The sequence below is a fragment of the Synechococcus sp. CCY 0621 genome, assembly GCF_019038465.1.
GTDB lineage: Bacteria > Cyanobacteriota > Cyanobacteriia > PCC-6307 > Cyanobiaceae > Cyanobium.
Genome location: NZ_JAFKRH010000042.1, coordinates 1 through 20267, shown reverse-complemented (window position 1 = coordinate 20267; position 20267 = coordinate 1). Strand labels below are relative to the sequence as shown.

The following is a 20267-nucleotide window of genomic DNA, read 5'->3' as shown; positions in this document are numbered from 1 at the left end:
GCGAAGCCAGGGGTTGCCAGGGGGACGGGATGGACGGCCAGCACTCACGGAAAAAGGGCTTTGGGGCAATGTCTCGACGCTAGTGGTCCTGGGAAGAAGGGAAAGGGCGACGGCTCGCCCAGCGCAACTGGCACACCAGGCCCCGCAGCAGGGCCACCTCCGGGGCACTGACCTGGCCGCGCTGCAGCAGGGCCCGCAGTTTGGCCATCCGGGCATGGGCGGTGTGGGGCAGCAGGAACCCGACCTCCAGCAGCAGCTCCTCGGCGTCGCTGAGCATGGCTTCGAGCACCCCCCGGGGGCAGGGGGCCTCGGCAACGGCGGCCACGGCCGGTGCCGGTGCTTGCCGGGCCAGCCGGTGCAGGTCGTGCAGCACCACGGCGACCGCATGGGAGAGGTTGAGGGAGCCGTGGGGCGTGGGGGTGGGGATCTGCAGCAGCCGGCCGGCCTGCAGCAGTTCGTCGTTGCTCAGGCCCCGGTCTTCCCGGCCGAACACCAGAGCCGACGGCAGCACCGGATCGCTGGCCAGCAGCCAGGCCAGGGCATCATCGGGATCCTCCAGGGGCAGGGGCTCCCCCTCCGGACGGCCACTGGTGGCCACCACCCGGCCGCAGTCGGCCAGGGCGGCGGCCAGGGTGGGAAACAGGCGCGCCTGCTGCAGCAGGGGCAACCCCTTGACGGCCATCAGCCGGGCCTCGTCGCTGAGGGGATCACAGCGGGGGGCGACCAGCCGCAGCTCCTCGATGCCGTAAGCGCGGCAGAGCCGGGCCACGCTGCCCACGTTGAGGGGCCCGGCCGGTTCGACCAGGACCAGCTTGGGGCTCAAGGCAGCGCGTGCAGAAACGCCAGCAGATCGGCCATGGCCTGGGGTTCCGGCTGGAAGCTCGGCATCGGTGGGGTGCGGCCGCTCACCACCTGCTGGATCAGCTGGCGATCATTCTTGCGTCGATCGACGCCGTGCAGGTTGGGGCCCACCAGCCCCTGGGCGGCCAGCCCATGGCAGCCGGCGCAGTTGAGCCGGAACAGGTGACCGCCGTCCGTGGCCGAACCGGTGAGAGCGAGGGTCTGGCGGGTGTAGGGATCGCTGTGGGCCGCCGGCAACACCACCACCACCAGCAGGATGCAGGCCACCGCCGCCAGGGTCGCCAGGGCCGCCACGAGGCTGCGGCGCTGGGCGGGGGGCTGGCTGGCCTCGCTGACGGTGGCGGGCGTCACGGCGAAGGGGGGTGTGGGGGACGGGCTGATCACAGTGCTGCGGTGGGTCTCGCGTGGCCGGGGGGGGTCGTGGAAGAATTGTGCATCGACTGACGCTTCCGCCTCTCCATGATCGAACCCCTCCTCTGCGGCATCGTGCTTGGACTGATCCCTGTCACCCTGGTGGGGCTGTTCGTGGCGGCCTGGAACCAGTACCGCCGGGGCAGTGCCCTCGGGGGCTGATCCTGGGCTTTTGGCCTGGAATGGACGCAGTGGGTGGTCAGGGGTTGGAACCTTCCAGGTTGGAGGGTCCGTCCTGGTCAGGCGGCTCCTGAAGTAACACCAGTGTAGTGCCGCCATAGCGGCGGCAGTCCCGCCGTTGCCAACCCGGAGGGTCCGGCGGAACGCCGTCCGAGGCGCATTCCCACACCAGGGTGCCGCCCGGCTCCAGCCAGCGTCCCGCCCCAACCGCGGCGGCGATCGGCCCGTGCAGCCCAGCTGCGTAGGGAGGATCCGCGTAGATCAGATCGAAGCGGATGGGCGGGGTGGAGTTCGGCCTTGTCGCCAGCCAGCGCAACACATCCGCCTGCACCACCTCCACCCGTTGGGCCGGCCGGCCGGCGAGGGTCGCTTCCAGGTTTCCCCTGGCCACTGCAGCGATGCGGCGATCCCGCTCCACGGCCACCACCTCGGAGGCGCCGCGCTGCAGGGCCTCGCAGGCCATCACGCCGCTGCCGCAGCAGAGATCCAGCCAGCGACTGCCGGGGACGTCGGCGGCCAGCAGGTTCATCACCGCCAGCCGCACCCGGGCAGGGGTGGGCCGGGCGGTGCTGCCCGGGGGGCTCTGCAGCCGGCGGCCGCCGCTCAGCCGCAGCGTCACAGAGAGCCGACCCAGTCGATCCAGCGACGCAGCATCGCTTCGCCGACGGGGCCGGACTTCTCCGGGTGGAACTGGCAAGCGGCGATGGTCCCCTGCCAGACCGCCGCCGTCACCGGGGTGCCGCCGTAGTCGACGAGGGCCGTGGTGGCCGTGGCCTCGGCCGGCTCGGCGGCGAAGGAGTGCACGAAGTAGACCCAGGCCTCCGGGGTGGCTGCCGGCAGAAGGGGGCTGGCGGTGGCCGGGATCAGGGGGGCCCAGCCCATGTGGGGCAGGGGGTGGCCCGCCAGCCGCGGCAGGGAGCGAACGCGGCCGGCCAGCACGCCCAGCCCTTCGGTTCGGCCCTCCTCGCTGGCTTCAAACAGCAACTGCAACCCCAGACAGATTCCCAGCAGCGGCCTGCCGCTGGCGCAGGAGCGGCGCAGAGCCGGCTCCAGCCCGGCCGATCGCAGCCGCTCCATGGCCGGATCGAAGGCGCCGACACCCGGCAGCACCAGGGCGTCGCAGGCCTCCAGATCCGCCGGGCCGTGCACGCTCACCAGCTCGGCACCGAGCCGCCCGAAGGTGCGCTGCACCGAATGCAGGTTGCCCATGCCGTAGTCGATCAGGCCGATGCGACTCATGGCTGGCTGACGCTCGGGACCCGCTCGGCCGGATGCTCCAGGGCCGGTGAGGCCGGCAGGTCGAGGCCGTTGAGGTGGTCGATGAACTGGTAGAGCCGGCCGACGCGGCGTTTGTCGAAGCGCAGCCACAGGCAGGGCCGCAGCAGACCGTTGTCGTCAACCCCCTCGCCGGTCTGGATGGCGCCCTCCTCCAGCAGATCGGCGAAGCTTCGGTTCAGCTCCGGCAGCAGGGCACGTGGCACCTCGGCGTTGAGCAGCAGCTCGATGCGGTCCTGCCCCAGCTGGGCGCTGTGGAACACCCGATAGAACCGGCAGATGTGGGCCACGGCTTCCTCGGCATCGGAGGCTTCCACCATCAGATCCACATCCTCCGGGGAGATGAGCCCCCGGGTGGCGAGTTCCTGATGCACGTTGCGTTTCCAGACCTTCCAGAACTCGTCGCCCGGCGGGCAGAGCAGCACCAGCGGGATCGGTGACGTGCGGCCCGTCTGGATGAGGGTGAGGCACTCGAACAGTTCATCGAGGGTGCCGAATCCCCCCGGCATCACCACAAGGGCATCGCTCTCCATCAGGAAGAACAGCTTGCGGGTGAAGAAGTAGCGGAAGTAGAGCAGGCGGCCGTCGCAGGCACTGACGTAGGGGTTGGGATGCTGCTCGAAGGGCAGATCCACGTTGAGGCCGATGCTGTGCTCACAACCGGCACCGCTGTTGGCGCCCTCCATGACGCCGGCCCCCGCACCGGTCATCACCTCAAAACCGGCCTGCACCGCCTGCCGGGCGACCGCCTCGGCCAGGAGGTAGCAGGGATCGCTCTGACGGGTGCGAGCCGAGCCGAACACGCTGATCTTGCGGGCGGCGCGGCGTGGACGGAAGACCTCCAGGGCCTCGCTGATGTCAGCCAGGCAGCCCGCGATCAGCCGCCATTCCTCCTCTTCCTTCTCCTGGCGCGCCACCTGCAGCAGGGACACCACCGCCCGCTCAATCTGGCGGCGCTGGGGGTGTCCATGGAGCTCGTCGGCGAGTGCCTGCAGTGGGCTTCTGCCCGCCGCCGGTACTGGATTCGGGGAGAGGGGCGGCGTCAGCGGAACGGAATCAGAGGTATTTGGAAATGGTGCCGGACAGGGTGTTCTTGGGAACGGCACCAACAACGGTGTCGACCTTCTGGCCGCCCTTGAACAGCATCAGGGTAGGAATGCTGCGGATGCCGTACTGGCTGGCGACGTTGGGGTTTTCGTCGGTGTTGAGCTTGTAGACGCGGATCTTGCCTTCGTATTCCTTGGCGATCTCATCGACGATCGGCGCCACCATGCGGCAGGGGCCACACCAGGGGGCCCAGAAATCGACCAGCACGGGCACATCACTCTTGAGCACGTCTTGCTCGAAGGAGGCGTCGGTGACGGCAGCGGCGCTGGACATTCCTTGCAGACTCGGGATGAAATGAATCTAGCAACCGGGTTCGGCCGCTCTCCCCTGCGATGGAGTCAGCGTTGCAGGCCGTAGCGGAACCGGCAGCCCCAGGCGTGGGGGCTGGCGATGGAACGGTTGGGAAAGACAAAAAGCCCGGACACGCCGGGCCGGGGGGTGTGAGGAGTGTGCGAGCCGGAGCCCCCACATCAAAAGGTTAGCCTCCATCTCGCCTTGAGGCAGTGTTGTCCAGCTCTGCGACGACGCGGCCAGCTCCTCGGCGAGCCGTGGCGTGCTACTTGCCCATGCCCAGCTGCTGAGCCTTCTGGTACACCTTGCCTTCGGTCAACAGGGACGGGGCCACCACCACCTCCACCTCGCGCATCTCCCTGAGGGTGCGGGCCCCCAGGGTGCCCATGGAGGTGCGGATGCAGCCCAGCAGATTCTGGGTGCCGTCGTCGAGGCCGGCCGGGCCGCGCAGGATCTTCTCGAGGCTGCCGGTGGTGCCCACCTTGATGCGGGTGCCGCGGGGCAGCACCGGGCTGGGGGTGGCCATGCCCCAGTGGAAGCCGCGGCCGGGCGCTTCGGCGGCCCGGGCGATCGGGGAGCCGATCATCACCGCATCGGCGCCGCAGGCCAGGCATTTGCAGATGTCCCCGCCGGTGACGATGCCGCCATCAGCCACCACCGGCACGTAGCGGCCGCTTTCACGTTCGTAGTCGTCCCGGGCGGCGGCGCAGTCAGCCACGGCCGTGGCCTGGGGAATGCCGACGCCGAGCACGCCCCGGGAGGTGCAGGCGGCGCCGGGGCCGATGCCCACCATCACGCCGGCGGCGCCAGCCCGCATCAGCTGCAGGGTGACGTCGTAGGTGACGCAGTTGCCGATCACCACGGGCACGCCCAGGTCGCGGCAGAGGGCGGCCAGGTCGAGGGTCTGGCGACCTTCGGGGCCGATGTGTTCGGTGGAGACCACCGTGGCCTGCACGAAGAACAGGTCGGCGCCCGATTCGGCCACGGCCGCCCCGAAGCGCAGGGCCGCCGCCGGGGTAGCGCTCACCGCCGCGATGCCGCCGCCCGCCTTGATCTCAGCGATCCGTTGACGCACCAGGTCTTCGCGAACCGGCTGGCTGTAAAGGTCCTGCATCAGACCCACGAACTCCTCCCGGCCCACCGAGGCGATGCGGTCCAGGATCGGTTCGGGATCGTCGTAGCGGCACTGGACGCCCTCCAGGTTCAGCACCCCCAGGGCCCCCAACCGGGTGAGTTCGATGCACATGCCCACATCCACCACGCCGTCCATGGCGCTGGCGATGATGGGAATCTCCCGCTGGATGCCCCCCAGGCTCCAACTGCTGTCGGTCACTTCCGGGTCGACGGTGCGGCCGCCTGGGACCAGGGCGATTTCGTCGATGCCGTAGGCGCGGCGGACGGTCCTGGAGCGACCGAGCTGAATGTTCACCGTTGGACGGACACAGTGGGCACAAACTATCAACCGGGCCGCGATGGACCCGTCCCGATCACGGTCGGGAGATCACTCCCTGCCCCGGAAATCGTTCCAGCGGCGGCTCCAGTCGGCGAAGACCTGCTCCCGGTCGCTCTTGCGCACCATCTTGGTGACGGTGAAACGGGTCACGGCGATCAGGCCCACCAGCTCCAGCAGTCCGCCCACCAGGGGCAGGCTGTCCAGGGTGCCGATCAGGGACGCGTAGACCCGCAGCAGCAGGACGACGCCGACGAGGATCGCCAGGCCCTTGAGGGGGCCGCGGAACCGCTGCCACTGGGCCTGGAGCTCGCCGCTGCCGAGCCAGTCCTTGATCTTCTGCAGCAGCAGCTCAAACTCCCCGCCCCCGTCTTCGGCTGGATCAGGGGAGCCCTCCAGGGGGGGCACCTCAAATGTGGCCACGATGCCGGGCTCTGGGACGTCGGCCTCGGGATCCGGCCCGGCCAGGATCGGTTCCGGCTCAGGGCTTCCGGGTTCCGATGTCACCTCAGCCGGCTCCGTCGGCCATGGCTGGGTCGACGGTCCGTTCTCCTGAGCCTCGGGGCTGGCGGGGGGCTCAGGGGTGAAGGGGGATTCGGGGCTGAAGGGGGTCTCGGCCATTGTTCTGGCGCCGTTAGCTCACGGCGGAGCTTACGGCTGTTTTCCGGAACCTCCCCCAGGGAGGCCCTTGACTTCAGCTGTCGATGGGAATCAGGCCGCCCCGCTCCGACAGCGGCCTGACGGGCAGTTGCAGTGGAAAGCGACCGTCCTGGAGCCAGGCGATCAGCTCCGCAGCGACGGCTTCGGCCAGCCGTGGACTGTGGGCCGGAGCGGCGGTGACGCGGCGCCCCTCCACCTGGATCAGGCCGGATTTGAGCCGGGCGTAGCTGACCGAGCCGAAGCGGGGCCGCAGGCGCCGCGGAATGGCCATATCCAGTACGGGCGCCTCCAGCTCCCCGTCGCTGCAGGCGGCCTGGCGGGCCACGGCTTCGTTGATCAGGGGGACCGGGGCCGCCAGGCCCACCAGCAGGCCGGCCCCATGGCCTTCGAAGAAGCAGGGCCGCAACCATTCGGGCCGCAGGCCATGCAGATCCACACTCACCGCCGCCACCGCCCCCGGGCTGAGGGCGTGGCCGCTGGCGGAGCGACGCACCCCCGGCTGGTGGCCGCTGCCGCTGCCCACCACCCAGCCGATCGCCCCCGCCACCAGCACCGGTGAGCCCGGCCCCAGCAGCGCCAACCCCGGCATCGTGAGGCCGATGCTGCCGGCGCCGCCGCAGCCGTAGAGCGCGTTGCCGAACGGCCCCAGCACGGGCCCCCAGGGGCTGCGCAGCACCCCTTCGGCGCTGCTCACGGCCACCATGCCGTTTTCGCTGATGGCCCGATGCAGCAGCAGCCGGCCGGAACCGATCCGCTCCAGGTCGAGCTGGGCCTGCAGATCCCGCCGCGGATGCAGGGCGGTGACCTCCCCGGTGGCGGTGAGGGTCAGGGAGCCGCCCTTCAGCAGCCGGTCGAGCAGATGGGCTCCCCCCTGCCGCTGGTTCTCCCCGAGGCCGCCGCCGATGGGCAGCACCAGGTCGCCGCCACCGCCGCCGCTCTGGGCCGCGAGGGCTTCGAGCTGGGCCTCCCGGAATCGGATCGGTGGATCGCAGGGGCCGATGTTGAGGTGAAGCGAGCCCTGGTCGGTGAACTCGGCATTGGCGGCCACCACCACGTCGGTGCTGTCGTAGGCCTCCGCCAGCCCGGCCTCGGCCACCAGCGCGCGGAAATCGGCGGCGGCCCGCACCCGCAGCACCCCCTTGCGCTGACGCTCGCGCAGGGCGGATTCACAACGGGCCGGCAGGGTCATCGATAGAGTGGGTTGTGCCCCATACGGTCTTGCATGGCGGATCCAACCGGACCCGGTGAATCCGACGGACGGATCATCCAGACCGACCTACGCAACGAGATGTCGCGCTCCTATCTGGAGTATGCGATGAGCGTGATCGTGGGCCGGGCCCTGCCCGATGCCCGCGATGGCCTCAAGCCGGTGCACCGGCGCATCCTGTACGCCATGTACGAGCTCGGTCTCACCAGCGACCGGCCCTATCGGAAATGCGCCCGCGTCGTGGGGGAGGTGCTGGGTAAGTACCACCCCCACGGCGATACGGCCGTCTACGACGCCCTGGTGCGCATGGCCCAGGACTTCTCCATGCGCATGCCCCTGATCGATGGGCACGGCAACTTCGGATCGGTCGACAACGACCCACCCGCCGCCATGCGGTACACCGAATCGCGCCTGCAGGCCCTGACCACCGACAGCCTGCTGGAGGACATCGAAGCCGAAACCGTCGATTACATCGACAACTTCGACGGCTCCCAGCAGGAACCCACCGTGATGCCGGCCCGGGTGCCGCATCTGTTGCTCAACGGCTCCTCCGGCATCGCCGTGGGGATGGCCACCAACATCCCCCCCCACAACCTCACCGAGCTGATCGACGGCCTGCTGGCCCTGATCGACGACCCGGAGATCGAGGACAGGGCCCTGATGGCGATCATTCCCGGACCCGACTTCCCCACCGGCGGCCAGATCCTCGGCCGCAGGGGCATCCGCGAGACCTACACCACCGGCCGCGGCTCGATCACCATGCGCGGTGTGGCTTCGATCGAAACGGTGGAAGCCAAGGGCCGTCCCGACCGGGACGCGGTGATCATCACCGAACTTCCCTATCAGACCAACAAGGCCTCCCTGATCGAGCGCATCGCCGAGCTGGTCAACGACAAGAAGCTCGAGGGCATCGCCGACATCCGCGATGAAAGCGATCGCGACGGCATGCGCATCGTGATCGAACTGCGCCGCGACGCCTACCCCCAGGTGGTGCTGAACAACCTGTTCAAGCTGACGCCGCTGCAGAACAATTTCAGCGCTTACATGCTGGCCCTGGTGAAGGGGGAGCCGGTGCTGCTCACCCTCGGCCGCATGTTGCGGGTGTTCCTCGAGTTCCGCATCGGCACGATCGAGCGGCGCACCCGCTATTTCCTGCGCAAGGCCGAGGAGCGCGACCACATCCTGCAGGGCCTGCTGCTGGCCCTCGACCAGCTCGACCCGATCATCGCCCTGATCCGGGCCGCCCCCGACACCGCCACGGCCCGGGCCCAGCTGCAGGAGCGCCATGGCCTCAGCGAGATCCAGGCCGACGCCATCCTGCAGATGCAGCTGCGGCGCCTCACGGCCCTGGAGGCCGACAAGATCCGCCTCGAACACGACGACCTGGTCGCCAAGATCGCCGATTACCAGGACATCCTCGGCCGCAAGGAGCGGGTGCTGGGGCTGATCCAGGAGGAGTTGCATGTGCTGCGCAGCCGCTACGACTCCCCCCGCCGCACCGAGATCCTGGATCTCGAAGGCGGCCTCGAGGACATCGACCTGATCGCCAATGAGCGCTCAGTGGTGCTGCTCACGGAGAACGGCTACCTCAAGCGGATGCCGGTGAGCGAGTTCGAGGCGACCAGCCGCGGCACCCGCGGCAAGGCCGGTACCCGCAGCCAGGGCGAAGAGGCGGTGAAGCTGTTCATCAGCTGCAACGACCACGACGCCCTGCTGCTGTTCAGTGACCGGGGCGTGGTGTATTCCATCCCCGCCTACCGGGTGCCGATCAGCAGCCGTTCCGCCAAGGGAACCCCGATCGTGCAGTTGTTGCCGATTCCCCGCGAGGAGGCGATCACCTCCCTGCTGGCGGTGAGCGAGTTCGAAGACGACGTGCAGCTGGTGATGCTCACCAGCGGTGGCTACATCAAACGCACGAGACTGTCGGCCTTCAGCAACATCCGATCCAACGGCCTGATCGCCATCTCCCTCGAGGACGGCGACGCCCTGCGTTGGGTGCGGCTGGCCCTGCCCGGCGACAGCGTGCTGATCGGATCCCTCAAGGGGATGACGATCCACTTCCGCCTCAGCGACGAGGAGCTGCGCCCCCTGGGGCGCACCGCCCGCGGCGTCCGGGCCATGAACCTGCGCCCCGGCGACGAGCTGGTGAGCATGGATGTGCTCACAGCGGAACTGGCCGACCGTGTCGCCAGCACGGCGGACGCCGGCAGCGGCGACGAGGAGGAGGGCGACGAAGTGGCCCCCAGCGAGGGTCCCTGGGTGCTGGTCGCCAGCGCCAGCGGCCTGGGCAAGCGGGTGCCGGTGGACCAGTTCCGGCTGCAGCGGCGCGCCGGCATGGGTCTGCGGGCAATCAAGTTCCGCCGTGACGGTGACGTGCTGGTGGGCCTCAAGGTGCTCGGCGCCGGCGAGGAGCTGCTGCTGGTGAGCGAGCGGGGGGTGATCGTGCGCATGAAGGCCGATGCCATTCCCCAGCAGTCCCGGGCGGCCACCGGGGTGCGGCTGCAGAAGCTGGATTCCGGCGATCGCCTCACCGAGGTGGTGCTGGTGCCGCCGGCGGCCGAGGAGGAGGAGCTGGCCGATGGGGCGGTTCCTGAGGTCACGCCGGATGTCAGCCCGGAGGCTCCAGCCGCTGAGGCGACCCCGGACACGGACGACTGAGCCCTCCAGGCGGGGGGTCAGCGCTGGCCTGACGGGGCCGTGATGCAGGATGTGCCATCACCGTACCGGCGAGATGGCGACGGACGTGCTGGTGCTCGGAGGCGGCCCCGCCGCCCTTTGTATCGCGGCGGCCCTGGCGGCCGAGGGGCTCCAGGTGGCCCTGCTGGCGCCCCAGGACCTGCGCGCCCCCTGGCCCAACACCTACGGCATCTGGGGGGATGAGGTGGATGCCCTCGGCCTGGGTCACCTGCTGGAGCACCGCTGGAGCGACACGGTCAGTTACTTCGGCGTGGGGGATCCTGACCCAGCGGCGGCTGCCAACCGCCCCACGCGCCATGGCCGCGATTACGGCCTGTTCAACCGTGAGGCCCTGCAGCAGCATTGGCTGGCCGCCTGTGAACGCGGCGGAGTGGAGCTGCTTCAGGGCCTGGCCACGGGCTGTGAGGCCGTTGGTGCCCTGAGTGAAGTGGTGGGGGCGGATGGCAGCCGGTGGCAGGCGCGGCTGGTGGTGGACGCCACCGGCCATCAGGCGGCGCTGGTGCGGCGGCCCGACCGGGGCCCGGTGGCGGGGCAGTCGGCCTATGGGGTTGTCGGCCGCTTCTCGGCGCCTCCGGTGCAGACCGATCAGTTCGTGCTGATGGACTACCGCTGCGACCACCTCAGCGAGGCGGAGCGGGCCGAGCCTCCCACCTTCCTGTACGCGATGGACCTGGGCGGGGGCCGCTTCTTCGTCGAGGAGACGTCGCTGGCCCTGGCTCCCCCGGTGCCCTTTGAGCGGCTCCAGCAACGCCTGCACCGGCGCCTGGCCCAGCGCGGCGTGCAGGTGCTGGAGGTGGAGCACGAAGAGTTCTGCCTGTTCCCGATGAACCTGCCCCTGCCGGATCTGCAGCAGCCGGTGCTGGCCTTCGGCGGGGCCGCCTCGATGGTGCATCCGGCCTCGGGCTACATGGTGGGCGCCCTGTTGCGGCGGGCGCCGGCGGTGGCCGCGGCGGTGGCGGCGGCGATGGCGGAGCCCGGGGCTCCTTCGGAGCTGCTGGCCCGGGCGGGCTGGCGGGCCCTCTGGTCCCCGGAGCTGCGCTGCAAGCACGCCCTGTACCAGTTCGGGCTGGGGAAGCTGATGGGTTTTTCCGAAGCCCAGCTGCGCCAGTTCTTCGCCAGCTTCTTCCGCTTGAGCGGCCCGCAGTGGTCGGGCTTTCTGGCCAACACCCTGGCCGTGCCGGAGCTGCTGGTGGCCATGCTCCGCCTGTTCGCCCTGTCGCCCTGGGACGTGCGGGCCGGCCTGCTGTTGCCGCCGCGCCAGCCCTAGTCGGTTGCCGGCAGCCCCAGCACCTCGGCGCTCTGGCTGCGGATTCGCCGGCACAGGTTGGCGTCGTGGCGGATCGATTCGCCGTAGGAGGGCAGGATCCGCTTCAGCGTCCGCTCCCAGCCTTCGGGCAGCTTGTCGCGGAAACAGGAGCGCAGGATCTCCAGGCTGATCGACACGGCGGCGGAGGCGCCCGGTGAGGCCCCCAGCACGGCCACCAGCGAGGTATCGGCGGCGTGCACCACCTCGGTGCCGAACTGGAGCACCCCGCCCCGGCTGGGGTGACCCTTGATGATCTGCACCCGCTGGCCGGCCACGGCCAGGCTCCAGTCGCTGGGCCGGGCGTTCGGGTAGAAGTCCCGCAGGGCCGCGAAGCGCTGCTCGGGGCTGGCGAACACCTGGCCGATCAGGTATTTGGTCAGGGGCAGGTTGTCGCGGGCCACCGCCAGCAGGGGCAGCAGGTTGCCGGGCCGCAGGGAACCGGGCCAGTCGCAGAGGGAACCGCTTTTAAGGAACTTGCTGGAAAACCCCGCGTAAGGCCCGAACAGGATCCAGTGACGGCCATCGACAAGGCGGGTGTCGAGGTGCGGCACCGACATCGGCGGCGAACCGGCGGCCGCCATCCCGTAGACCTTGGCGTGGTGGCGGCTGGCCACGGCCGGATCGCCGCAGCGCAGCCACAGACCACTGACGGGAAAGCCGCCATAGCCGCGTCCTTCGGGGATTCCCGATTTCTGCAGCAGCGAGAGGGCGCCGCCACCGGCCCCGAGAAAGACGGTGCCGGTATCGATCAGTCGGGTTTCGCCACTGGCTTGATCGCGGCTCTCCAGCCGCCAGCCCCCCTCCTGCCGGCGCCGCAGGCCTGTCACCGCCGTGGAGAATCGCGTCTCAAACGGCGGGCTGGCCCGCAGGTGATTCAGCAGCTGGCTGGTGAGCGCCCCGAAGTTCACATCGGTGCCGGAAGCGATGAAGGTGGCGCCGATCGCCTGGCCCCGATCCCGTCCTTCCATCAACAGTGGCGCCCAGTCCGCCACCTGGGCCGGCTCCTCGCTGTAGGCCATGCCCCGGTAGCAGTGGTGGGCGCCCATCAGCCGGTGGCGTTCGCGCAGGAAGGCCCGCCGCTCCTCCCCCAGCACGAAGCTCATGTGGGGGACACCCTGGATGAAGGCTTGCGGGGAGCCCAGGGCCCCGTCCCGCACCAGGTGGGTCCAGAACTGGCGCGAGAGATCGAAGGCTTCGTTGATGTCGAGCGCCTTGGCGAGGCTGATCGAGCCGTCCGCCGCCATTGGCGTGTAGTTCAGCTCGCAGTTCCCCGCATGGCCCGTGCCGGCGTTGTTCCAGGCGCTGGAGCTTTCCTGGGCCTCCCTGGGGAGCCCTTCGAGCAGCAGGATGCGCAGTTCCGGCCGCAGCTGCTTCAGCAGGGTGCCCAGGGTGGCACTCATGATTCCCGCCCCCACCAGGGTCACATCGACGGTGGTCAGCGTCACGGGGTCTGCCGTTGGATCGGATCGGCGATCAGGCCGGGCGACACGGTATCCGATGGCCTCCTGCCCCTGACAGCATGGGTCCTGATGCGCCCCCGCGCTGCGGGTGAGAACCGGTGTCGGAAGCTTCCCTTGCCATGGCCGATGGCCCGATCGCTGCTGCCGGCGAGACACAGGCCTGCCGGCAGGAACTGCTTGGGTTGCTGCGTCCCGGCTCCCCTGGCCAGGCCGCCGAGCGGATCGAGGCCCTGATCGAGCGGTTGGAGCAGCTGCAGCCCGCCGATCTCTCCGTCCAGGCCGCCCAGCTGGCGGGGGTGTGGGAACTGCGCTGGAGCAGCAGTTCCCAGCCCTATCTGGCGGTCCGGCCCTGGCTGGAGAATCTGCAGCTGCTCGATCCCGCCAGTGGCCGCGCCCTCAACCTGCTGCGTCTGGCCGGCCCGCTCGGGCCCGTCGCAGGGATCGGGGTGCAGGCCCGGATCGCCGTGGAGCCCGAGCCGCCCCACCAGCGGGTCTCGGTGTGCTTCGAGCGGGGCGGCTGGCTGGGACCCCAGGTGGGAGAACGGCGGCTGCAGTTGTTCCGGGAGGTGCAGCAGGGGTTTCCCGCCTGGCTTGATGTCACCGTTCTGGATGACGAGCTGCGGGTGAGCCGGGGCCATGCCGGCACCCTGTTTGCCCTGGTGCGGCGGCCGGACCTCGAGCTGGCGGCGTTCCTGGGCTGAGGCCCCGGGGGCCGTCACCAGCTGTCTTCGTCGCCGTCGGCGGCCTCCTGGGGCGGCCAGGCCAGGTGCACCACCACCGGCGCATGGTCGCTGGGCTGCTCATTGCCCCGCACCCGCTTGTGGATCACGCAGCCCGTGGCGCAGGCCAGCAACTGCTCGCACAGATAAATGTGATCGATGCGCCAACCGGTGTCCCGGTCCCAGGCGCCGGTTCGGTAGTCCCACCAGCTCCAGTGCCCGGCATCCGGTTCGAAGACCCGGAACACGTCGCTGAGGCGATCGCCGAGGGCGGCCGTCAGGGCCTGCCGCTCCGGGTCACTGGCCATGATTCCGCCGCTGAGGCGCTTTGGGTCGTGGATGTCGCGGGCTTCCAGGGCGATGTTGAAGTCCCCCACCATGGCCAGGGGTTCCGCTTCGGCCTCCTGGACCTCCAGGTAGCGCCGCAGACAGGCCAGCCATTCCAGCTTGTAGGGGTACTTCTCCGAGGTCAGGCCCGATCCGTTGGGCACGTAGAGATTGAGCACCCGCACCCCTTCGATCGAGGCACTGATCACCCGTTTCTGTTCGCCCAGCCCCTCAGCCGCCGGATCGTCCGGCAGCAGGGCGGCGAAGCCCACCCGCACATCCTCGATCGGCAATCGGCTGAGGATGGCCACGCCGTTGTAGGCCTTCTGGCCGCTGATCACGGCCCGGTAGCCGAGGGCCTCGAAGGCGGCATGCGGAAACAGCGCGTCGGCCACCTTGGTTTCCTGCAGGCAGAGCACCTCGGGGGCTTCGGCCCTGAGCCAGGCGCCCACCTGATCGAGCCGGGTGCGCACTGAGTTGACGTTCCAGGTGGCGATCCGCAGGGCCATGGCGACGGGCCGGTCCACCGGCTAAGGGCCCTTATCATGGGGTCCTGATGATTCTTCGATCTACGGGCAGGAGCCATGAACCGATCACTGTCTTTGCGCGCCCGCACCGCCCGGGTCGTCTCACTGGCGATCAGCGCTCTGCCAGCCGCTGGGTTCGTCGTGCTGCCGGCCGGTGAGGCCTCGGCCCAGCAGGCTGGCTATGGCCAGACCCTTGGTACCAGCACGATGGAGCGCCAGCTCTACGACTACGGGCCTGGTAAATCAGGGACCGGCAGCGGCTCGCTTCTGGACAGCACCAATCCGCTCGACCTGCTGAACAAGCTGAAGCGCAGCACGGCTCTGGACGACGCCACCCCCCCCAGTTCCGCCATCGATCAGGCCCTCAGGGACTTTGACGCAAAGGCGCCGAAGCCTGCACCGGCGGCGACTTCGGGGCAACTGAAGGGGATCTGAGCGGCTCCAGCCCCCAGCTCGCCGCCAGCTTGTCGAGCCTGGGGTCCGGCTTGTCAGGGTTGGGGCTTCTCAGGCGTGCCTGGGCCAGGGCCTCCTGAGAACCCTTGGCATCACCTTGGTCGTGCCGCAGCATCGCCAGACCGAGAAGCGGTCGCTGGTCCTGGGGAAAGAAGTTGGCCAGCTGCAGGTAGGTGGCTGATGCGGTGGCGGCCTGGTTGCGCTTGAGCTGCAGTTCTGCCAGCAGCAGGCCGATGCCCAGGGCCTCAGGCTGCACATCCGGTTTGATGGCCATGCCATAGGCCGCCTTGACGCGGGACTCGGCGGCGGCGCCGCGTCCCTGCTCCAGATACAGGAGGCTGAGCAGTTGCAGGGCCTCCACCTGGGTGGGCCGCAGATTGAGGATCTGGCGCAACTCGCGCTCGGCGCCGCTGCGGTCGCCCTGGTCGCGCCGCAGTTCGGCCAGCATCAGCCGCAGCGACCAGCGTTCGGGTTCCCGGTCCGCCATCGGCTCCAGCAGGCTGATCGCCTCCGCCTTGCGGTCGAGGGCCACCAGCAGCTCCAGCAGTCGTTGGCGGTCGGCTGGGCCCGCCTCGTCGGCGTCGAGCCGCAGCCGTAATCGGGTGGCCTCCTTGGTCAGCAGTGTTCGCTTCGGGTCGGCGCTGGCCTGGGTGGCCGACTGACGCTGGCCCAGCCACCAGCCCCCCCCGAGGGCCAGCACCCCGACCAGGCCGGCCGCCAGCAGCGACCAGAGGCCAGGAAGGCTTCGGTTCGGGGAGGGCATCCGCTGACGGAGAAGGCTCAAGGTCGCGTCCGAGTCTGGCCTGGGCATCGCGCTTCCGCTGCTGCTTACATTGACCCGGGCCATTCCAGGCACCGCCACGGGGTTTTTCCTTCCACCATGCGCCAGCATCCCATTTCCCCGGTCACCGAGCCGACGCAATACCGGGCCATCGGAGTGGTGCGCGGTTGCTATGTGCCTGCCGATCCCGACCAGCTCACCCGCGGTTTGATCCGCACGGATGACGGCACCGAGATCGAGGCCGTGGTGCTCGGGCGCCTGCTGACGCTGATGCGTCGCCATCTCGATCTGGCGACACCGCATCTGTGGGTTGTCTACCCCCGCTCGCGGGAGGAGAACCAGCTCCACCTGCAGATGGTGGGCGTCTGGGAACCCAGCACCCTGACCCCTCCCACGGAGGCCGCCCCCGCTGTCCCCGATGCGGACCAGCTTCCCGAAGGCGACGACTATTTCTCCATCCGCGGCGAACTGATCTTCACCCGCCCCGAAACCGGCGATCTCGTCATCAAGGTGTGGCAGCAGCCCCGCCCCGACGGCAACCGTCCGGTGCCGTTCAAGCTCCAGTTGCGCGGCGATATTCCCCTGGAGCACCTGCGTCACTTCGTCTCCCTCGACCTGCGCCGCCAGGGTCAGCAGCTCGTCGTCGAGCGCTTTGAGGTCATTGGCCCGGTGGCGGAACGGGGCAACCGCGGCGGCCGCGCCCGCAAGCCCGGCGGTGACAAGGGCGGCCCGGCCAAGCCCAAGGGCCACGGCCGCGCCGTGACCCGCCAGGGCCGTTGAGATGACCAGCGGTGCCCTCACGGCCGGGGTCGTGGTGCTGCTGGTCAGCCTTGGCGCCGTGGCGGGCCCACTGGTCGGCCTGTCCCCCTGGTGGCTCACCGTGTTCGTGGCCCTGGGCCTGGGTTCCCTCACCCTGGATGCGGCCCGCTTTGGCGGACGCGGCGGCCATCTGCTGGCCGAAGCCCTGCCCGGAGGCCAAGGGCGCCTGCGCCGCATCGCCATCCATGAAGCCGGCCACGCCCTGGCCGCAAGCAGCGATGGTCTGGTGGTTCAGCGGGTGCTGGTGGGCAGCCTGGCCTGCCTGCGGGCCGGGGTCGACAGCGGCGGCTGCACCGAGTTCGCCCTGCCTGAGAGCGTGAAGCTCTCCGCCGAGGACCTGCGGCGCTGGAGCCGGGTGCTGCAGGCGGGCATGGTGGCCGAGTCGCTGATCTACGGCGGCAGCGTCGGCGGCGATGACGACCGGGCCCTGCTGGGCCGCCTCTGGGGCCTCTCCGGTTTCGATGTCGAGACGGCCCGCATGGAACAGCGCCGGGCGCGCCGGGAGGTGGAGCAGGCCCTGCGGGACCGCCGCGTCGAGATCGAGGCCGAGGCCGAACGGCTGCTGCAGGCGGCCCCCCGTTTCGGCCGGCGGCCGCCCCCATGACCCTGGCCCTGCTGGATTGCCCCACCGGCCTGGCGGGCAACATGCTGCTGGCTGCCCTGCTGGATCTCGGCCTCCCCGACGCAACCATCGAAGCGCCGCTTGCCGCCCTTGGGCTGGAGGGGCGCTACCGGCTGCGGATTGAGGAGCGGCGCAGCGGTGGGTTGCGGGGGCTGCATCTGGATGTGGAGGCCCTGGAGGTACAGCCGCACCATCGCCCCTGGGGGGCGTTGCGCCAGCAGATCCAGGCGGCTCCCCTGGCGCCGGCGTTGCGGCAGAAGGTGCTGGCCGTGTTCGGCCTGCTGGCGGAGGCGGAGGCGACGGTCCACGGCCACTCCGCCGAGGCCGTTGTCTTTCATGAAGTGGGGGCGATCGATGCCCTGGTGGACATCGTGGGTGTCTGCGCCGGCCTTCTGCACCTGGGGGTGGACCAATTGGTTTGTGGCGTGCCGCCCGCGGGCCACGGCAGCGTGACCACTGCCCACGGGGCGCTGCCGCTGCCGGCCCCGGCAGTGCTGGAGATCGCCCGCGCGCGGGGTCTGCCGCTGGCCTCCAGCGAGGGGTTTCCCCCGGGAGAACTCACCACCCCCACCGGATTGGCCCTGATGGCCTGCTGGGCCGACCGTTTCGGCCCCTCCCCCGGGGCCGTGCCGCTGCGGGTGGGGGTGGGGCTGGGCACCCGCCAGCTGGACCGGGCCAACCTGCTGCGCCTCACCCTGGCCCGTCCCCTGGGGGACGATGGCGCCAGCAGCGCCGACGAAGTGAACGAAGTCCTGTTGCAGCAGCAGGCCCAGATCGACGACGCCAGCGCCGAGGACCTGGCCTACCTGGCGGAGGCCCTACGCAATGGCGGGGCCCTGGACGTGTTCAGCCAGCCGGTGGCGATGAAGAAGGGCCGCACCGGCACCCTGCTCACCGCCCTGATGCCCCCGGAGCTGGGTCCGGTGCTGCGCCAGGTGTGGTGGCGCCACGGCACGACGCTGGGAGTGCGGGAGCAGCTGCAGAACCGCTGGATCCTGCCCAGGAGCAGTGCCACCCTGGCCACCGCCCTCGGTCCGGTGCGGATCAAGTGGGCCACCCTTCCCGACGGTCGCCGGCGGGCCAAGGCCGAACACGCCGACCTGGTGGAGCTGGCCGGTCGCCTGGGTCGCTCCATCGAAGAGGTGCGCGACGAGGTCCGCCGCGCCCTGGCGGCTGAGGGGGAAGCGCCATGAGGCCCTGGTCCCCTGCCAGCCTCGAAAGCCTGCGGCGACGACTGCCGTCGCCACCGAAGTGGCTGGTCCTGCCCGGCGGCCTGCGCCCCTGGATCACCCTGGGCAGCCTCGGTTTCGTCATGGCGGCCCTGCTCAGTCACGGCCGCCAGCTGGTGCAGCTGCGCCTCGATGGCCAGGGTTGGCTGTGGCTGGTGCTGGGCGTCGGGGTGAGCCTGCTCAGCCTGCTGATCAATGGCGTCGCCTGGGGCGTTGTGCTGCATTGGCTGGGCCTGCGGCCCGTCTGGGCTGCGGTGGTGGAACTGCACGTGGCCACCAACCTGCGCAAATTCCTGCCGGGGGGCATCTGGCACCTGGCCTCACGGTTGGAGCGGCTGCGCAACGAAGGCGCGCCCCTGGCGGCCCCCGTGGGCACCAGCATGGCCCTGGTGGCGGTGCTGCTCGATCCCATGGTGGCGGTGGTGGCGGCCCTGGCCCTGGTGTCCCTGGGCGGCTGGCAGGGCGGGCTTGGCCTGGTGTGTCTGCTGCCCCTGGTCCTGCTGCTGCCCCGCTGGCTCGATCCCCTGCTGGCGCGGCTCGAGCGGCGCCGCGCCCGTGACCTGGGCCTGGAGGACGAGCTCCAGCAGGAGCTGGCGCAGGGGGCGGACCTGGTGCGCTCCAGCCTGAGGGGCTATCCCTGGCAGCCGCTGCTGGCGGAACTGGCCTTTGTGCTGTTGCGCTTCGCCGCCTTCTGCTGCTGCATCCAGGCCTTTGATCTGCCCCTGGGGAGCGATGCCCCCGTCTGGCTGGCGGGGTTCGCCCTGGCCTGGACCGCCGGCCTGGTGGTGCCAGGAGCACCCGGGGGGCTCGGGGTGTTCGAGGCGGTGCTGCTGCTGCGCATGGGGCTCACCCTGCCGGAGGCCCCCCTGCTGGCGGTGGCCCTCAGCTACCGCCTGATCGTCACGCTCACCGATCTGCTGGCCGCCGCCCTGGTGGCCCTCGACCGGCGACTGGCGCGGCAGCCGCCTGTGGCGACACCGCCATCAGGCAGCCCTTCTCAATAGGTTCTAGTGTTGCGAACATCTGGGATCGCGTGGTGAACACTCCCCCCACCGGTCTGGCCCAACCCAGCAGCCTGCGCACCACCCTCAACGATCGGGGCCAGAGGCTCACGCCCCAGCGCCAGCGGGTGCTGGATCTGTTCGAGCGGATCGGTGAGGGCAGCCACCTCAGCGCGGAGGAAGTGCACCTGCGCCTGGTGCGCAGCCAGGAGCGGGTGTCCCTGGCCACCGTCTACCGCACCCTGCGGTTGCTGAGCTCGATGGGGTTGCTGCAGGAGCTTGAACTGCCGGAGGGGGGACGTCGCTTCGAGTTGGCCGGCGACGCCCACCGCGACCATCACCACCTGCTCTGTGTCCGTTGCGGCCGCACCGAGGAGTTCGAGAGCGGCCCCGTGCTGGCCGCCGGCGAAGCGGCGGCTGGGGCCTTCGGCTTCCGGTTGCTGGAGTGTGTGCTCAACGTGCGGGCCCTCTGTCCGACCTGCGCGGCTGAGGAGCAGGGTTGAGGGGGCTGCCGGAGCTGAGCGCCGGCAGTTGCAGCTGCTGATCGGCCCAGTGGGCCGCCAGGGCCGCCAACAGGCTGGACCGGTCGCCACGGATGCGGAGCATGGGGCGCTGAAGCGGAGGAATCAGCCCAGGCTGGGGGGCGCCTGGCACGGCAAAGGTCCCCGATGGCACGTTGCCAGGCCTCGAACGCGACCGTTGCGCGTGACCCTCTGGACGTCGCGCCGACGCCGGCGCTTCGCAATCGCCAGCTGCTATTGAGAATCGCTTGCAAAAGGGGCCCTTGGGCGTCTAGGTTGCGAGCAGTTCGCAATAAGGGCGCTCCTCCTCGATGCGCTACCGCTTCCTTCCCGATGACCCCGTCACTGCCGTGCGCATGCCGG

General features: G+C 70.1%; 22 protein-coding genes. 10 read left to right on the top strand and 12 right to left on the bottom strand.

Features of this window, described 5'->3' with window-relative positions; all coding sequences use genetic code 11:
* Nucleotides 1–79 precede the first annotated feature (79 nt).
* Both KUG43_RS14095 and KUG43_RS14090 read right to left on the bottom strand, forming a co-directional pair.
* A complete protein-coding gene (locus tag KUG43_RS14095; RefSeq protein WP_216910058.1) occupies nt 80–823 on the bottom strand; it encodes an RNA methyltransferase in 744 nt (247 codons plus the stop codon).
* Nucleotides 820–1212 (bottom strand): c-type cytochrome, encoded by a 393-nt coding sequence (locus tag KUG43_RS14090; RefSeq protein ID WP_353618048.1) that lies wholly within the window; start codon nt 1210–1212, stop codon nt 820–822. Before KUG43_RS14090 ends, KUG43_RS14095 begins: the two co-directional genes overlap by 4 nt.
* Before the next feature lie 108 nt (nt 1213–1320).
* Here KUG43_RS14090 and petG point away from each other — a divergent pair, with 108 nt between their 5' ends.
* Nucleotides 1321–1434 carry a cytochrome b6-f complex subunit V gene (petG, locus tag KUG43_RS14085; RefSeq protein WP_015110794.1) on the top strand — a complete coding sequence of 38 codons (114 nt, stop codon included), beginning with the start codon at nt 1321–1323 and terminating at the stop codon, nt 1432–1434.
* Nucleotides 1435–1471: 37 nt separating this feature from the next.
* Here the strand turns inward: petG and rsmD are convergent, their stop codons facing one another.
* From rsmD to KUG43_RS14050, 7 genes are all read right to left on the bottom strand, one after another.
* Nucleotides 1472–2071, bottom strand: a complete 600-nt coding sequence (rsmD, locus tag KUG43_RS14080) for a 16S rRNA (guanine(966)-N(2))-methyltransferase RsmD (protein WP_216910055.1) — start codon at nt 2069–2071, stop codon at nt 1472–1474.
* On the bottom strand, nt 2068–2691 hold the full coding sequence (gene hisH, locus KUG43_RS14075; RefSeq protein ID WP_216910054.1) for an imidazole glycerol phosphate synthase subunit HisH: 624 nt from the start codon (nt 2689–2691) through the stop codon (nt 2068–2070). The genes rsmD and hisH overlap by 4 nt, the downstream gene beginning before the upstream one ends.
* Nucleotides 2688–3662: an LOG family protein gene (locus KUG43_RS14070; RefSeq protein WP_353618047.1), complete on the bottom strand. Its 975-nt coding sequence runs from the start codon at nt 3660–3662 to the stop codon at nt 2688–2690. The genes hisH and KUG43_RS14070 overlap by 4 nt, the downstream gene beginning before the upstream one ends.
* A 121-nt stretch (nt 3663–3783) precedes the next feature.
* Entirely contained in the window at nt 3784–4107 is a 324-nt protein-coding gene (gene trxA, locus KUG43_RS14065) for a thioredoxin (protein ID WP_015110798.1), read from the bottom strand.
* Nucleotides 4108–4390: 283 nt separating this feature from the next.
* Entirely contained in the window at nt 4391–5554 is a 1164-nt protein-coding gene (locus tag KUG43_RS14060; protein ID WP_216910053.1) for a GuaB3 family IMP dehydrogenase-related protein, read from the bottom strand.
* Between the two features lie 72 nt (nt 5555–5626).
* Nucleotides 5627–6196 (bottom strand): CAAD domain-containing protein, encoded by a 570-nt coding sequence (locus KUG43_RS14055; protein ID WP_216910052.1) that lies wholly within the window; start codon nt 6194–6196, stop codon nt 5627–5629.
* 73 nt (nt 6197–6269) lie between these two features.
* The gene (locus KUG43_RS14050) at nt 6270–7424 is read right to left on the bottom strand and encodes a homocysteine biosynthesis protein (RefSeq protein ID WP_216910051.1); all 1155 of its coding nucleotides are present in this window, start codon (nt 7422–7424) and stop codon (nt 6270–6272) included.
* Between the two features lie 33 nt (nt 7425–7457).
* Here KUG43_RS14050 and gyrA point away from each other — a divergent pair, with 33 nt between their 5' ends.
* Entirely contained in the window at nt 7458–10100 is a 2643-nt protein-coding gene (gyrA, locus tag KUG43_RS14045; protein WP_216910050.1) for a DNA gyrase subunit A, read from the top strand.
* Nucleotides 10101–10173: 73 nt separating this feature from the next.
* On the top strand, nt 10174–11406 hold the full coding sequence (crtL, locus tag KUG43_RS14040) for a lycopene beta cyclase (RefSeq protein ID WP_216910048.1): 1233 nt from the start codon (nt 10174–10176) through the stop codon (nt 11404–11406).
* Here crtL and mqo read toward each other — a convergent pair.
* Nucleotides 11403–12890 (bottom strand): malate dehydrogenase (quinone), encoded by a 1488-nt coding sequence (mqo, locus tag KUG43_RS14035; RefSeq protein WP_216910046.1) that lies wholly within the window; start codon nt 12888–12890, stop codon nt 11403–11405. The two genes, crtL and mqo, sit on opposite strands and share 4 nt — an antisense overlap.
* Before the next feature lie 113 nt (nt 12891–13003).
* On the opposite strand from mqo, the gene KUG43_RS14030 reads away from it, so the two are divergent.
* Nucleotides 13004–13606: a PAP/fibrillin family protein gene (locus KUG43_RS14030; protein WP_353618046.1), complete on the top strand. Its 603-nt coding sequence runs from the start codon at nt 13004–13006 to the stop codon at nt 13604–13606.
* Between the two features lie 14 nt (nt 13607–13620).
* On the opposite strand, the gene xth is transcribed toward KUG43_RS14030, so the two are convergent.
* Entirely contained in the window at nt 13621–14454 is an 834-nt protein-coding gene (xth, locus tag KUG43_RS14025; RefSeq protein ID WP_216910211.1) for an exodeoxyribonuclease III, read from the bottom strand.
* 81 nt (nt 14455–14535) lie between these two features.
* Here xth and KUG43_RS14020 point away from each other — a divergent pair, with 81 nt between their 5' ends.
* Entirely contained in the window at nt 14536–14913 is a 378-nt protein-coding gene (locus tag KUG43_RS14020) for a hypothetical protein (protein WP_216910044.1), read from the top strand.
* Here KUG43_RS14020 and KUG43_RS14015 read toward each other — a convergent pair.
* Nucleotides 14843–15694 (bottom strand): tetratricopeptide repeat protein, encoded by an 852-nt coding sequence (locus tag KUG43_RS14015; RefSeq protein WP_216910042.1) that lies wholly within the window; start codon nt 15692–15694, stop codon nt 14843–14845. The two genes, KUG43_RS14020 and KUG43_RS14015, sit on opposite strands and share 71 nt — an antisense overlap.
* Before the next feature lie 117 nt (nt 15695–15811).
* Between KUG43_RS14015 and patR the strand changes: the two genes are divergently transcribed.
* Genes patR through KUG43_RS13990 form a run of 5 tightly spaced genes read left to right on the top strand, consistent with a single transcriptional unit; the run spans nt 15812 to nt 19886 of the window.
* Complete coding sequence (gene patR / locus KUG43_RS14010; RefSeq protein WP_216910040.1) at nt 15812–16492, top strand: heterocyst master regulator PatR; 681 nt, start codon at nt 15812–15814, stop codon at nt 16490–16492.
* A gap of 1 nt (nt 16493) precedes the next feature.
* Nucleotides 16494–17135 carry a M41 family metallopeptidase gene (locus KUG43_RS14005; protein ID WP_216910038.1) on the top strand — a complete coding sequence of 214 codons (642 nt, stop codon included), beginning with the start codon at nt 16494–16496 and terminating at the stop codon, nt 17133–17135.
* Nucleotides 17132–18346 (top strand): nickel pincer cofactor biosynthesis protein LarC, encoded by a 1215-nt coding sequence (gene larC / locus KUG43_RS14000; protein ID WP_216910036.1) that lies wholly within the window; start codon nt 17132–17134, stop codon nt 18344–18346. The genes KUG43_RS14005 and larC overlap by 4 nt, the downstream gene beginning before the upstream one ends.
* Nucleotides 18343–19386, top strand: coding sequence for a lysylphosphatidylglycerol synthase domain-containing protein (locus KUG43_RS13995; RefSeq protein ID WP_216910035.1), 1044 nt, complete (start codon nt 18343–18345; stop codon nt 19384–19386). Before larC ends, KUG43_RS13995 begins: the two co-directional genes overlap by 4 nt.
* Before the next feature lie 32 nt (nt 19387–19418).
* Nucleotides 19419–19886: a Fur family transcriptional regulator gene (locus KUG43_RS13990; RefSeq protein ID WP_399230824.1), complete on the top strand. Its 468-nt coding sequence runs from the start codon at nt 19419–19421 to the stop codon at nt 19884–19886.
* Nucleotides 19887–20267 lie beyond the last annotated feature (381 nt).